Annotated in this window: 12 protein-coding genes and 2 pseudogenes; 5 read left to right on the forward strand and 9 right to left on the reverse strand. The window is 36.2% G+C overall.

The window, feature by feature from the left end; genetic code table 11:
- Positions 1 to 102 precede the first annotated feature (102 nt).
- The 4 genes from DRF58_RS14360 to DRF58_RS14375 all read right to left on the reverse strand — a co-directional run bounded on the left by DRF58_RS14360 (position 103) and on the right by DRF58_RS14375 (position 4,890).
- Complete coding sequence (locus DRF58_RS14360) at positions 103 to 930, reverse strand: hypothetical protein (protein WP_047096315.1); 828 nt, start codon at positions 928 to 930, stop codon at positions 103 to 105.
- Positions 931 to 951: 21 nt separating this feature from the next.
- On the reverse strand, positions 952 to 1,668 hold the full coding sequence (locus tag DRF58_RS14365; RefSeq protein ID WP_047096316.1) for an MIP/aquaporin family protein: 717 nt from the start codon (positions 1,666 to 1,668) through the stop codon (positions 952 to 954).
- Between the two features lie 86 nt (positions 1,669 to 1,754).
- Entirely contained in the window at positions 1,755 to 3,266 is a 1,512-nt protein-coding gene (glpK, locus tag DRF58_RS14370; RefSeq protein ID WP_066436401.1) for a glycerol kinase GlpK, read from the reverse strand.
- Between the two features lie 19 nt (positions 3,267 to 3,285).
- Entirely contained in the window at positions 3,286 to 4,890 is a 1,605-nt protein-coding gene (locus DRF58_RS14375) for a glycerol-3-phosphate dehydrogenase/oxidase (protein WP_116036425.1), read from the reverse strand.
- Positions 4,891 to 5,065: 175 nt separating this feature from the next.
- Between DRF58_RS14375 and DRF58_RS14380 the strand changes: the two genes are divergently transcribed.
- Together DRF58_RS14380 and DRF58_RS14385 are read left to right on the forward strand one after the other, a co-directional pair.
- Positions 5,066 to 5,854: a DeoR/GlpR family DNA-binding transcription regulator gene (locus tag DRF58_RS14380; RefSeq protein WP_066436407.1), complete on the forward strand. Its 789-nt coding sequence runs from the start codon at positions 5,066 to 5,068 to the stop codon at positions 5,852 to 5,854.
- Between the two features lie 185 nt (positions 5,855 to 6,039).
- Positions 6,040 to 6,840 (forward strand): annotated as a pseudogene (locus DRF58_RS14385) (IS256 family transposase); the annotation flags it as partial.
- Between the two features lie 113 nt (positions 6,841 to 6,953).
- On the opposite strand, the pseudogene DRF58_RS18945 reads toward DRF58_RS14385, so the two are convergent.
- The 5 genes and pseudogenes from DRF58_RS18945 to DRF58_RS14410 all read right to left on the reverse strand — a co-directional run bounded on the left by DRF58_RS18945 (position 6,954) and on the right by DRF58_RS14410 (position 11,335).
- Positions 6,954 to 7,570 (reverse strand): annotated as a pseudogene (locus DRF58_RS18945) (ATP-binding protein).
- A 329-nt stretch (positions 7,571 to 7,899) separates the two neighbouring features.
- The gene (gene istA / locus DRF58_RS14395; RefSeq protein ID WP_245955481.1) at positions 7,900 to 9,288 is read right to left on the reverse strand and encodes an IS21 family transposase; all 1,389 of its coding nucleotides are present in this window, start codon (positions 9,286 to 9,288) and stop codon (positions 7,900 to 7,902) included.
- Positions 9,289 to 9,440: 152 nt separating this feature from the next.
- A complete protein-coding gene (locus tag DRF58_RS14400; RefSeq protein WP_047096321.1) occupies positions 9,441 to 9,734 on the reverse strand; it encodes a putative quinol monooxygenase in 294 nt (97 codons plus the stop codon).
- Positions 9,735 to 9,835: 101 nt separating this feature from the next.
- Positions 9,836 to 10,696, reverse strand: a complete 861-nt coding sequence (locus tag DRF58_RS14405) for a helix-turn-helix domain-containing protein (RefSeq protein WP_047096322.1) — start codon at positions 10,694 to 10,696, stop codon at positions 9,836 to 9,838.
- Between the two features lie 21 nt (positions 10,697 to 10,717).
- Positions 10,718 to 11,335 (reverse strand): hypothetical protein, encoded by a 618-nt coding sequence (locus tag DRF58_RS14410; RefSeq protein WP_116036427.1) that lies wholly within the window; start codon positions 11,333 to 11,335, stop codon positions 10,718 to 10,720.
- A 434-nt stretch (positions 11,336 to 11,769) separates the two neighbouring features.
- Here DRF58_RS14410 and DRF58_RS14415 point away from each other — a divergent pair, with 434 nt between their 5' ends.
- The 3 genes from DRF58_RS14415 (at position 11,770) to DRF58_RS14425 (ending at position 14,282) form a co-directional block, all read left to right on the forward strand.
- Positions 11,770 to 12,219: a hypothetical protein gene (locus DRF58_RS14415; RefSeq protein WP_185144547.1), complete on the forward strand. Its 450-nt coding sequence runs from the start codon at positions 11,770 to 11,772 to the stop codon at positions 12,217 to 12,219.
- A gap of 98 nt (positions 12,220 to 12,317) precedes the next feature.
- Positions 12,318 to 13,388, forward strand: a complete 1,071-nt coding sequence (locus tag DRF58_RS14420) for a HEPN domain-containing protein (protein ID WP_116036429.1) — start codon at positions 12,318 to 12,320, stop codon at positions 13,386 to 13,388.
- Positions 13,389 to 13,865: 477 nt separating this feature from the next.
- A complete protein-coding gene (locus tag DRF58_RS14425) occupies positions 13,866 to 14,282 on the forward strand; it encodes an IS1 family transposase (RefSeq protein WP_116036430.1) in 417 nt (138 codons plus the stop codon).
- The last annotated feature ends 73 nt before the right edge of the window (positions 14,283 to 14,355 follow it).

Consider the following 14,355-nt stretch of genomic DNA (forward strand, 5'->3'; position numbering starts at 1 on the left):
AATTTGTGATTAGTGAAAATAAACGATGGTTAGTAATAAATAAAAGCTGTTCGGGATTTCGGACAGCTTTTTGGGGATTAATTTCTTAAAGAAAAATATTTGTCAAAATAAAGTCGTTGCAAACTGTATTCTTGCATATTTGTTGGAAGGATTCCACATAGTGGTAAAAGATAATGGAATATGGGCAGAAAAAACTTTGATGTTTTTACTTGCAGAGAATCCGATATTCACAATATCGAAATCGTTTTTGCCGTTCCCATATAGAAAAGTACCTTGTCCAAGACTTCTTTTTCCGGGATTGAAAGCAAAACCTCCACCCAGAAATCCATTAAGCTTAACAGAACCTTTTGAAATCAATGGATAACTTATCTCTATATAGGTGGAATATTTGTTGCTGTCGTATTCGCTATTTTCATTCAATTTTACTTCTCCTGCATTGGCTCCTCCATAAAGCATGACATCTGCTTCAACTCTTAAAGGGAATTTTTCAGGAAACTGATAAGATGTTCTTAAATCAATGATATGCGTTGTTTTGTCCTTAGAGTAATTAAAAATATCGTCTGATGCAATAAGTTCATTGATATTCCTGGAGTTGAACAAATCCCAGATTCCTATAGAAAATCCTTTATCTGCATATTGGATATAATAATTAATTTCTTTGTAATGGGTGTCATCACTGTCATTGGAGATAGCAGATGCACCCCAGATTCCTAACTGTAATGTTTTCGATTTGTTGAGGTCGTACCACAGTTGTCCGGAAACGATTGGTTTGTCCGTAATAATAAGTCCTCTCCACAAATGGTTTGTTTTTATCCCCGCAGAAAGGTGGAGGTTGTCATTTTCAGCAGAAGCCCCATTATCTTCAGATGTCTGTGCCAGTAATAGTGTTATTGCAAACAAGCTCGTCAGCAATGTTGATATTTTTTTCATGGTAAATTTGATGGAATAGATTTAATGTAATAGATTGAATATAAGAATTGATATTAAAGCTCCTGTAACAGGTCCTATTATTGGTATCCAGGCATAACTCCAGTTACTGGAACTTTTTCCTTTTATGGGTAAAATGGCATGCATGATTCTCGGACCGAGGTCTCTTGCAGGATTGATGGCGTATCCTGTTGTTCCTCCAAGCGATAATCCGATTGCCCAAATAAGTGTGGTTATTGGCCATCTTCCTGTGCTTCCCAAGTTTACGGCAGATCCTTGGAAACTCATAGCAACATAGAGCAAAACAAATGTTCCCAATACTTCAGAAAAGAAATTGAGGGGAGTGTTCTTGATTGATGGGGATGTAGAAAAACAAGCAAGCTGTAAGTGTGGTTCTGCAGATGTCTCATCAAAATGGTCTTTATATAGTAACCATACCAAAAATGCTCCTAGCATAGCTCCTGTCAATTCGCCTCCGATGTAAGGCAATAATTGGCTGGTAGTATAAGCTCCGTTTATCCAGCCTGCAATTACAGTGGCTGGATTTAGTTCTCCAGCACTGCCTAGATTGACAGCAACTAAACCTCCGGCGAATACTGCAAATCCCCAGGCAGCTGTAATGGAAATGATACCTCCGCCATTACCTCCTGTTTTTTTGAGAAGGATATTGGCTACGACCCCGTTTCCTAAGAGAATAAGGAACATCGTTCCCATCATCTCTGCAATAAAAATAGTTGACATAATAAATAATGATATAATAGTTTAATTTTCTTAGTTATTTAATGGGCTGTTTAATAATAGCTCAGTTTTGTTGGAGATTTTTGTTTTTATTCTTCCCAGTTTTTGGATCTTCCTACTGCCTTATGCCATCCTTTAATCATTTCGTCCGCTTTTTCACGCTCCATTTTAGGGTCAAATTTTTTATCTACGCTCCATTGTGATTTGATATCGTCAATATTATCCCAGAATCCAACAGCAAGTCCGGCAAGATATGCCGCTCCAAGAGCTGTTGTTTCCAATGTTTTTGGTCTTGTAATAGAAAAACCAAACAAATCAGCTTGTATTTGCATTAATAGGTCAGATGCGGTAGTACCACCATCGACTCTCAGTTCCATGGACTGCATTCCGGAATCTGCTTCCATTGCTTTTACAATATCATATACCTGGTAAGCGATACCTTCCAAGGTTGCTCTTGCGATATGCGCATCGGTTGTTCCTCGGGTAATTCCCACAATAGCGCCACGAGCATACGGATCCCAATAAGGTGCGCCCAAACCTGTTAAGGCGGGAACGAAATATACACCTTCTGTTTCTTTTACAAGATTGGCGAGATTACTAATATCAGGTGCTGTTCTGATGAGTTTTAGCCCGTCTCTGAGCCATTGTATTGCTGCGCCTCCGACAAAAACAGAGCCTTCAAGTGCATAGGTTACTTTCCCATTGATTTTCCATGCGATAGTGGTCAGCAGGTTATTTTTCGAATAAACCGCTTTATCTCCTGTATTCATCAGAAGAAAACATCCTGTTCCATAAGTGTTTTTCACCATCCCTTCCGAGGTGCACATTTGTCCGAAAAGTGCAGCTTGTTGATCGCCAGCAATACCTGCAATAGGAATTTTTGATGCAAATAGTGTTGTAGATGTTTCTCCGTAGATCTCGGAACTTTGCTTAACTTCAGGAAGTATAGCTCTTGGAATATCGAAAAATTGTAACAGGTCGTCGTCCCATTGCTGGGTATGGATGTTAAGAAGTAGTGTTCTGGAGGCATTGGTTACATCTGTGACGAACATTTTTCCTCTGGTCAATTTCCAAACCAGCCAAGTATCTATAGTGCCGAAACAAAGTTTTCCCTGCTCCGCTTTTTCTCTTGCACCCTCTACATTATCAAGAATCCATTTCAATTTTGTTCCTGAGAAATAGGCATCAAGGATTAGTCCAGTCTTTTCCTTGATAGTTTCTATGTACCCTTCTTTTTGCTTCAGCTCATCACAGTATTTTGCTGTTCTTCTGTCTTGCCAGACAATGGCATTGTAGATAGGCTCTGATGTTTCGCGATCCCAAACAACAGTGGTTTCTCTTTGGTTTGTAATACCTATCGCTGCGATTTCTCTACCTGATACTCCTGCTTTTGCAATGACTTCTGCCGCAACGGATATCTGTGAAGACCATATTTCATTGGGGTCGTGCTCTACCCAGCCTCCTTTTGGAAATATTTGGGTGAATGATTTCTGCGATAATTCTTCAATTTCTCCATTTTGATTAAAAAGAATGGCTCTTGATGAGGTTGTCCCTTGGTCAAGGGCTAAAATAAGTTTGTTTAGTTTTTCCGCTGGTGCCATAATTTGATTCTATTAAAGTTTAATTGATAATTTGAGTTTCTTTTTTTGGGGAATAATCTTCCAGTAAGTAGCCTTTTGCAAGCTCAATAAAATTTTTAGTTTCCAGTACTGCCCATTCTTCGGATTTTCCTAATCTCTGCGCCATAAATTGGGCAACATCTTCTGCAATATCAATGGCTGCACGGGCATCCGTAAACAAGAAACGGATTCTTCTGGCCAGTACATCCTCTAGGGTTTCCGCCATTTCGCATTCTATTGCCCATAGTACTTCTGCATAAGTAGCGTCATATTTCGGATGTATTTTTTGTTTCAGTGCAGCATCGCTTTGCTGTAGTTTTTTTATTTCAGGGATGTCAGATCCATAGATGTAAAGGTGGTCGCTCTGATCTGCGTGAGAAGCTGGAATATTTCCGTGAATAGAAAAATGATGCGTTTTACAACTTACTTCTGGCAGGTCTGCAACTTTTGACGCTTCATCAACAATTTCTTCCGCCATCTCTCTATATGTGGTCCATTTTCCGCCAATAACGGTCACAAGTCCTGAATCAGATATCATTATTTTATGGCTTCGGGATACTTCCTTGGTGCTTTGTCCCTCTTTTTCGGGAGCGGCTAATGGTCTTAAACCTGCAAAAACAGACAGGACGTCTTTTCTGGTTGGTGCTTTTACAAGGTAGTTTCTTGCGGTTTCCAATACAAATTCTATCTCTTTTTCCAGAGCGCGGGGCTCAAAGCTGGTGTCTTTAATCAAGGTATCTGTAGTGCCTACAACAACTTTGTTGTGCCAAGGTACTGCAAACAAAACCCTTCCATCGCTGGTCTTAGGGATCATTAATGCTTCTTCTCCCGGGAAAAATGATTTGTCTAGTACCAGATGAATTCCTTGGCTTGGAACCACCATTTTCTTATGCTTTGTATTGTTCATGTTAAGAATGTCATCTGTAAATACACCTGTGGCATTCACGATTACTTTTCCTTTGACATGGTAGGTTTTACCCGTGAATTCATCTTTGACAATTACCCCATTCAATTGTCCGTTATTATCTTTTGATAGCCCCGTAACACCCATATAGTTAATCATAGTACCTCCGTTCTCTACAGTTGATTGTACCAGATTTATTGCCAGTCTGGAATCGTCAAACTGCCCGTCATGATAAAGTATTCCACTGGCAAGGTTTGAGCTTTTAATGGCAGGCAACTTTTGTAGGACATTCTTTTTGTTGAGGTATTTTGTTTTTCCAATACTCAGCTTTCCTGCTAAAAAATCATATATTGTAAGACCTATGAAATAAAAAGGTCCTCCCCACCAAGAATAATTTGGGATCACAAAAGACTGGTCTTTTACAAGATGAGCTGCATTTTTAGCTAAGAGGCCTCTTTCCCTCAATGCTTCTTTCACTAATTTTATATCTCCTTGTGCAAGATAACGTACTCCGCCATGCACGAGCTTTGTGCTGCGACTGGATGTTCCTTTTGCAAAATCTTTAATTTCAAATAAAACAGTTTTATATCCCCGCAATGTTGAATCCAATGCAGTTCCCAGCCCGCTTGCTCCACCACCAATAACAATAACGTCCCAGTTTTGGGTTTCGGTAAGTTTTGATATTTGATTTTTTCGTTTCATTTTTGCTGATTTTAATTATTATTTATTTCGTATTGCTTTGCTGAACAAATTTATGAAATAAAACGAAACTTCAAATTTGTTTTTTGATTTCGAATTGAAATCTTGAATGCTGTGAATAGCAAGTTGTACAACTGGCTTTTTTTTTGCATATTTGTTATCTATAAATTCCTTAATTATGAATGCTATAAATGAGAGACAGGAAAAAATTATAAACCTTTTTGATGGTTCTACTTTCATTAAAGTGAATGAAATTTCTGAGTTGCTGAATGTTTCGGAAGTTACAATTCGAAAGGATTTGAAATTTCTGGAATCTAAAGGATTGTTATATAGAACTCATGGTGGAGCAAGAAAACAGTCTAATTATGCTTTCGATAAACATATTAATGAGAAAGAGTTAGTACAGATAACTCAAAAAGAAAGTATTTCAAAAGCTGCAGTAGCATTTGTAGAAGATAATGATTTCATCATTATTGCTTCAGGAACCACTTTGCATGAATTTGCCAAAGTATTGATTAATTTCAGAAAGCTTACTGTTCTTACATCTTCTCTAAAAGTTGCTATAGAATTGGGGAATAGGCCTTCTGTAGAAGTTATCCAGTTAGGGGGTGAGGTAAGGAAATCATCTGCGTCTGTTGTAGGCTCTATTTCAGAAACAATTTTAAAACAGTTTTCATGCAACAAGCTTTTTCTAAGTGTTGATGGAATAGATCCGGAATTCGGTCTTTCAACCTCCAATGCGGCAGAAGCACATTTGAACAGTATTATGGTAAATTCAGCTGATCAGGTATATATTCTTGCTGATTCTTCAAAAATCAACAAAAGAGGATTCGGAAGAATATGTTCAATCTCGGAGGTGGATACTTTGATAACAGATAAAGGTATTTCTGAGAAACAATATAACCTATTTATAGAAATGGGTATTGATGTTGTGATTGCACATTGTGAAAATTTAACAAACTCATAAAATAATTCGGAGAATTTTATTCATGGATTTAAGAGGGATAATTTGTATAAAATAAAAATTCGATAAATAAGGTAGTGTTTCACTAACTGTGTAAGTTAAAAAGTTATTCTGAAAAATTTTTGAGCCCATTAAGCTCAAAAATAATTTTCGGAAATAACTTTTTATTATTTTTAACCTATATAGTTATGATCGACAAAGAAGACTTATTAAACAACAAGGATTTCTACAAGTCCTTTAAAAATGGAGAAGATTTAACCTCTTTTTTCAAACAGATGCACAAACGTGCCGTTGAACATATGCTGGAGGCAGAACTCGATGCTCATCTGGACAATGAAAAACATGCAAAAACCAAAGAAGGAAACTATCGCAACGGGCATGGGACCAAAAAGATAAAATCCTCTTTTGGAGAGAGTGAAATCAAAGTCCCCAGAGACAGGGCAAGCAGTTTTGAACCTGTACTGGTACCCAAAAGACATAACATCATCGAAGGTTTGGAGAATATTATTATCTCCTTCTACGCCAAAGGGATGAGTGTGAGCGATATCGAAGAGCAGGTCAAAGAACTGTACGATTTTGAAATATCAGCTTCCGCCATTTCCAGAATTACCAATGCCGTTGCCACCGAGGTCGTTAGCTGGCAGAACCGACCCTTGGAAGATCTGTATCTAATTGTCTGGATGGATGGAATCGTATTTAAGGTTCGTGAAAACTCCAAGGTCATTAACAAGACCATCTATTTGGCAGTAGGGTTAAATCGTGAAGGGAAAAAAGAAGTGCTGGGAATGTGGCTCGGTAAGAATGAAAGTTCGAGCTTTTGGATGAGTGTTCTGACCGATTTAAAAGCCCGTGGCGTGGAAGATATTCTCATCACCGCTACCGATAACTTAAATGGATTTACCCAAACTATCCGTTCTGTTTTCCCTGAATCTCAAACCCAGATCTGTGTGGTTCACCAGATCAGAAATGCCTGCAAATATGTGGTCTGGATGTAAATTCCAGTGATATTGACCACCTAATTCCTGATTAAATTGACCACTAAGAATGAAGTCAAAAAATGTGTCTAAAAGATGGTTTAAAAATATAAAATAAATCTTTACTCTCAGTTGATTTTCTGATCAGCTTTTTTCCTTCTCATAGATTCTCCTTTAAGGTCTATTCTCAGGGAGTTGTGAACCATTCTATCAAGTATCGCATCGGCTATTGTTTGTTCCGCAATGACTTCATGCCAGGCACTTACAGGCAGTTGCGAAGCAATAATAGTGGAACGCTTTCCGTGCCTGTCTTCAATTATTTCCATAAAATCCTGTCTTTTGAGATTATCCAACGATTGCAATCCAAAATCATCGAGGATAATAAGATCCTGCTTTTCTATTCGGTCAATCTCTTTTAGATAAGATCCGTCTGCCTTAGCCATCTTAAGCCTTGAGAAGAGCTTGTTGATGCTGAAGTACATGACTTTATATCCCATTGTACAGGCTTTGTAGCCAATGGCAGTTGCAATAAAACTTTTTCCAACTCCTGTGCTTCCTGTAATAAGAATATTCTGTTTTGTGAGATAAAATCGCAGGAAGATAATCGTCCAATAGTATTCTTATCAATATTCCTGGAAGAAGAAGCAGTAATCTCTTCTATAAATGCCCTGTATCTGAACTTAGCTGTGGTAATCAATCTCTCTACCTTTCTGCTTTCCCTGTCGTCATACTCGGATTCAATCAAGTAGGCTATAAGTTCATCATTGGTAGGAGATACTTCCTGTTTCCATTGTTGTGGAAAAAGCCCTGTGCATTCCGTGGAGCTTTAAATGTTTCATTTTTTCTAATGTTGCCTGATTCATAGGTTTTGTATTAATGATTTAATTGTTAATGATTGTAGATATTACTGATAGTATTTTCCGCCCCTTATGTTTTTGTGTTTAGGCAGCTTCTTTTCTTCAAAAAATGCATCGTCATCGGTGAGATTATCCAGTCCTCTTTCCAGGATACTTTTAATCATAGCAAGGCTATATTTTTCATATCCCAATGCTCTTTTACAGGCATTGTCAAGTCTTACGTTGCCAATCTTTTTTGATAATGAGAGTATCCCCAGACAGGTTTATAGGACTGTTCGGGATGCTGTTTCTTTTCCAGGATTTTGGTGATGTACTGCTCACAATATTCTCCGACAGACCTTCCCCAAGAGATAAACCGGGATGGATTCCATTCAGTCATAAACTGATAAGATGAAGGCATATGTTCTTTTACGGTCGTATACTGATATTTGGCCAGGATTCTGTTATGGAATGCTATTCTGCGCTGGTCATAGTAGATCTCGACCGTGTTTTTACTAAAAATAATGTTTACTTTTTTACCAATATAGCTGAACGGAACACTATAATAATGTTTGTCTTTGCTTAAATATACATGGCTGGTCTTATGAACAGTGGCACGTACAGAATGCTTGAGCTGGTACACCATAGCTGGTAGTGGGGATAACGCATGTCTTTCGACCTCACGGAAAACATCAGCCCTGGAATACTTCTTTCTTTTCATGGGAGCTTCATTATATCCTTCCAGCAGGTTTTCTATGGCTTTGTTCAATGCTTCCAGGCTAAAGAAGTGATCTTTACGCAATGGAGCAAAAATGCGGGTATAAACAATACGTACCGCATTCTCAACCAAAGCGTTGTCCTTGGGATGATAGGTACGCGTAGGAAGTATTGTGGTGCTATAGTGGGAAGCAAAGTCCAGAAGGGAATCAGTGATGACAGGTTCGTACTTATGGCTCTTTTTTACCGCTGTACGTAGGTTATCGGTAACAATAGCTGCGGGAACTCCTCCATAATAATGCAGGGCTTTGGTAAGGCTTCCAAGAAAATCTTCTTTCCCTTGGGTCCTTGTAGCTTCTACGAAGGTCATACCACTGGCGCCAAGTATAGATACGAAGACCTCGACTTCCTGTTGTTCTCCTGTTTCTTTATCGATGATGTGAAGCTTTTTCCCAGTATAATCAACAAAAAGTTTATCCCCTGCCTTATGTTCAATATGCATGGAAGGGTTCACCTTTTTACACCGTTCCCTGTAATGATGACAAAAACGGGAATATTGGTAGCCTGAAGGATATTTATCTATGTATTCTTCCCATAAAAGATAACGGGTGACCCCAACACGTTTTAGTTCTTTGGATATGTAAGGAAACAGCGATTCAAGTTGTTTTTTGATACTGTCCTTATCCCTTATATCGGTTGGCGGAGTCTCGAATAAATCATCTAAATCTTCATCACTCAGCTCTATAAGCTCATCATATGTAAGTTGGTGTTCATGGAACGGGCTAATATACTTTTTGGCAGTATTGCGTGAGATACCCAGTTGTTTGCTTATCTGCAATTTACTTACTCCCTGGGTGTATAATCGTAATAATTGTTTGATGTTCAACATGTCTATTCTTTTGTTAGCCATTGGTATTTTTTGGCTAAGTTATTCAAGACACGTTTTCTGACTTTTTTGGGGTGGTCAATTTGAGCAGGAATACCCTGGTCAATTTGCTCAGGAATCAACTGGTCACTTTCGCAGGATTAACGTGGTCAATTTTGAAGGATTCTACACTTAGGCTATTTGGCAGCTAAAATGTCCAATTTTTCAATAGACGGAGGTGTTGCCAATAGGTCTGGTGCATTTTCCATTAATGCTTTTGCGATCTTACCGCCAAGGTGTGCCTCTCTGCCTTCTTCGTTTGAAAAAGTATCGTAAATACCGAAGGTAGAAGCATCAATACGGAATGCATACCACGTAACAGTACCGGCTTCTTCAAGAGCAAGCGGTAATGCTCCTGTAATAAAATCTTCAACGTTTTTTTCTTGGCCGGCCTTTGCTTCCAACCGAACTAACAATCCTAATTTTTTCATTGTTTTTATTTTTTAGTTAAACACTTCTTTAATCAGACAAAATTAGAAAAAACCAGCGCTGCTTTGTTTATTAGTTTGGTTCAATAAGTTATGAAAAGAGGTCAATTTGAGTGGATGTGGTTGGGGCTATACCCAAATTCATTTTTAAAGGCTGCACTAAAATTTGACAAGCTGCCATAGCCAAAGTCCATAAAAATTTCGGAAGGTGTGACTTGGTTATTATGTAACAATTCTTTGGCCTTGTTAAGCCGTTTTTGCTGAAACCATTTCCCTGGAGATTTCTGGTATATACTTATAAATTTTCTCTTAAAAGTAGAGGCACTCATATTGCACAGAAAGGCTATTTCGTCAATACTCAAGTTCGTATAAAGGTTCTTTTCAATTACCATTTTAAATGATAATTCTCTTTCATTGATTAGTAAATAATGTAAGTAGTCTAAAAATACCGTCCCATATTTATCCGCCAGATAAAGCATTATTTCTTCAAATTTCAGTTCCAAAATCTTTTGAGAGATAGATTGTTGCAAACCAAAAATCTGTTGGAGCGAATGAATATAATGGATTATAAAATTGTCTTTCTCTAAGAGGAAATAAGGTATATCCGTTATCTTTTTATCTGAGGCATTCTGACTGAAAGAATGGGAATGTTTCAATAAAAAATCGGTGATGTTTTTATGAGAAAAGAAGAAGAGTAAACAACGGTATGAACTTACACCTACCAGTTCGGTAACCAAAACATTATTAGATGTGATAAGTAGCGATTGTGTTTCATTGATTGAAATGATATCATTAGAAAAGTGAATGTTTTTTTGACCATCCAATAAGAAACTGAATACATTTTTATTCAGGCCAATCTTGTTTCTAGAACCGTTCTTATACACTTCGTAATTGAAAATTTGCAAATCCGAAGTATGAGTTTCGTTATGTTCCCATAGATCTTCGGGAAGGTTTGTAATGTCCATCGTCAAAATTAAATTGATTTTTTACGGAGTGTTCTTTGGTTGTGTCATTAAAAAATTCGTTCCAAAAGCGATTTTAGCCATTTGAGTTTTTTCTTGCTGTAAGGAGGGTGCTTGATAACGCCTTACCACCTGACGAATAGATAGCTCAAAAAGCTGTTGCTTTCTTTCATCCATCTTTTTCGGGAATATTTCCAAAAGTTTTTCCGAAACCTTTTCTGCAAAGTTATCTAAGCTTGTAAGGTCTTCTTTAGAAATATCCCAAAAACCTGCGGGAAGCCGAATCTCATCTTTTCCAAAATCTGTTCCGTTGTATCCGAGCCGGGAATCGGCACCGAGCAAGGTAAGACATACCATAAAAAGCTTTGTTTGCTTTTTGAAAATATACCGCCTTGCTTTTTTATCCAGATTAAATAATTCGGCTACCAATGGTTCCTGATCTGTACAGCTAAACATAATGTCCACTCTTCCATCGGGAAAAATAATGACTTCTTTATCTTCATCGTTATGATTGGCACATAGCAGGAAACTCTCCACAAAACCGGAGACCCGTTTGTCAGGAAAAATTTTTATGTACTCAAAATCTTGCATCGTTTTTATGTGCATCTGACCTAGGAAGAAATATTGGATAATCTTAATCAATCTGTCAGATGAATTATATATGCAAAACTAACAAAAAAAAACAGTCTAAAATACACCACCACACCCGGCAAATGCTGAGTGTGGTGGTGTAAGATTTTACCATTAATGAGGTCGTATGGGCTGTTACAACTTATAGATTTCTTTTAATGCTTCTTTCAATGCCAAAGGTTTTCTTCCCAAAAGGTTTTCCAGATCGTTTGTTACCTCTTCAAACTGGTGGTTTTTCTGATCTTCGGCAAAACCGGCGGTTAGTAAAATGGCAAATTCGGGAACGCCAAACTGCTTTAGTTTTTCGGTAAACTCTGTTGGGTCGGCATTGGTGTAAGAAACCGATTTGCCTGAACGATTTAGTAACCTAACCTTGTCATTTTAAGCTCAAAACCTGTCGGACACCTACTTCCAAATTTTCCCTCACGTTTTATAAACTACTGTATATGAATGGTCTTAACCATTTTGCTTATTTTTGCTTTCTTCTAATATTTTTTATAAAAAAAAATGAAATAGGTCATTTACTGGAATTTAAAGATTTTCCTGTGATAACATATAGAGAAGAAGTTGAAAAAGATAGACAAACCACAACGGAAGGTATTGTATCTCAAGTGTTATTTTTTATTGAGCAAATTGAAGAATTAGATATTTGGGATCACAAAGAATGGTCAGTCTTACCATTTGCTAAGGATGAAATTATTGAATTAAAAATCTATTTGATGGATAAAAATAATCTTGTATGGGAGATTGCCAGACAAAAAATTATTATCTGCTGGCATAGACTTACCAACTTAGCTTCGATGTATGAAGAAATATGTAGAGAATGGTTTCTACCAAAAATGATTAGTCTTTTAACTTCTTATCCCGAAGAACCCGAAATAAGAAAGTCAGAATAAAAACTATTTTAAGTATAACATTTTAAAAAGCAGAATAATACTTTTGAAAATTTTCTTTTTCAATTGTTTTTTTTAGACATTTTTCATAATTTGGTTATATGAAGTATTACAAATCAATAATCTTTTCAAAAACTAAATTTGAAGGATATTTTAGATATAAAGATGAATTCCAAATTTATCCGTTAAAAAGCGAATATCTGGATAGGGTAAAAAAATATAAACATCATCCGATAATTATTGAATTTAAGATAGAAGATTCTGAATGGATGTCACCTAAAAAGGACTTTTCTTACCTTGGGGACATTTTCAAAAAAGGAAGTCATGATCTTTTAGCAACTGCAATGACTAAACTAGACCGCTTAATTGATTTGATTAATCTGTTCAGCACAAATTTATTCTTTCGATATAAAAACAATGACGGTTTTTGGACAGTTCCTGCCACTTCTGATAAAACAGATGATGAGATTAATATTATTGAACATTCTGATTTTCTTTATAAATTGTTTTTTCTTAAGGGCTTTAATTATCAATGTATTATTGATGATTTCAATACTGATATTACAAAAGAATTTAATGAAATCCCGCTGGTTGATTATAATGAGTATTTCTCTAATGACCCCAATTATGACTATAATGTATTAGACACAATTAAATTTCCCAGCGTAATTAATTACGGTTTAGAGGGTTATTTTGATTTGAATGTAGAAGAAAAAAAAATTATAGATACAAGTATAAAATACTCGAATATTTGCATGAAGAACCTTGAATTGGAAACTACTATAGGTGTTCTCTCAGCGTTTACTTCGATTGAAACTCTAATGAATTTCTATTATAAAGACTTTAAGCCAGAGAACTGTAAGGAATGCGGACAACCGAGATATTCAATTGCAAAAAGATATACTGACTTTCTTTTAAATTTTGTAGGAGAAAGCGATGATTTGAAAAAGGAGTTTAAGAAATTATATACTTTCAGATCTAAAATTGTGCATACAGGTTTCTCATTTATAACTGAAAATTTATGGCATGACTTGGAAGAAGACAAAGCTGATGATGAAACTATTAAAAAATTACAAATAATGATGGTAAATAAAAGACTTATAATTAATTATCTATCTCTAACAAAACTTGGAAAAAAAGAAAAGCATCATGTAGTTAATACAATTTCTTAAAATCTTTCTAATTGTGAGCTCTTTTCTTTACTAGATTTGTTTGACCGGGATACTAGAGGTAAAGGTTCAGATATTGAAGTATGGGGAATTATGATAATCTCAATTCCTTTTATTAAAAATAGTAATTCAATATTTTTGTCTTTGATAGTCTGTGTTTTAATGAAATTTTAATGTAAAAAAGCAAAGGTTTTTTGCAAAAACTAAAAAAAGACCTATATTTGCGTCAGTAAAAACAAACACTCTTAATCTTGTTTAGAATAGTGACCTATTCAGTGACCTGGTAATGGTACAGATGTGGAGTTTTTAATTAACTTCATTGATTATCAATACTATATAAAGATATAATAAAAAAACGATGTACTATAGTTCATCGTTTTTTATTTTTGCCGATTAAAAAAGCAAAATAGCGACTCCGGAATGCATTAGTCCAAAAGCTGATGGTTCAGATGTGGAGTTACTAATTTACTTTAAATCATTATGAATAAACGGCGAAATCAATGTATTCACTGTAATTACAGCTACTGTATCAAGGCAGGAATAACATCACAAAATAAGCAGCGCTATCAGTGCAAAAAATGTAAAAAGAAGTTCATTGGGAACTATTCTTATCGTGCATATCATAAAAGTACTAATCATAATATTCAACAACTGATAAAAGAAGGAGTTGGTATAAGAGGTATTAGCAGATTACTTGATGTCAGCAAAACAACTGTACTTAAAAAGATTTTAAAGATTGCTTCTAAAGTTGTTAAGCCACCAATCCCTAAGAATATTACAATCGAAATTGATGAGTTAAAAACATACACTCAAAGTAAAACCAATGAACGGTGGGTAGTTGCAGCTTATTGCAGAGAGACAAAGAAAGTTAGGATCAGTACCAAAACTTGTGTTTAAGCAAAAATGTTTTGTAGTCTGAATAGAAAAAACGCCCGATCCCTAACTCCTCTGAAGTTGCTTCTAAATTTTT

The sequence above is a fragment of the Epilithonimonas hispanica genome (assembly GCF_003385395.1).
Taxonomy (GTDB): domain Bacteria; phylum Bacteroidota; class Bacteroidia; order Flavobacteriales; family Weeksellaceae; genus Epilithonimonas; species Epilithonimonas hispanica.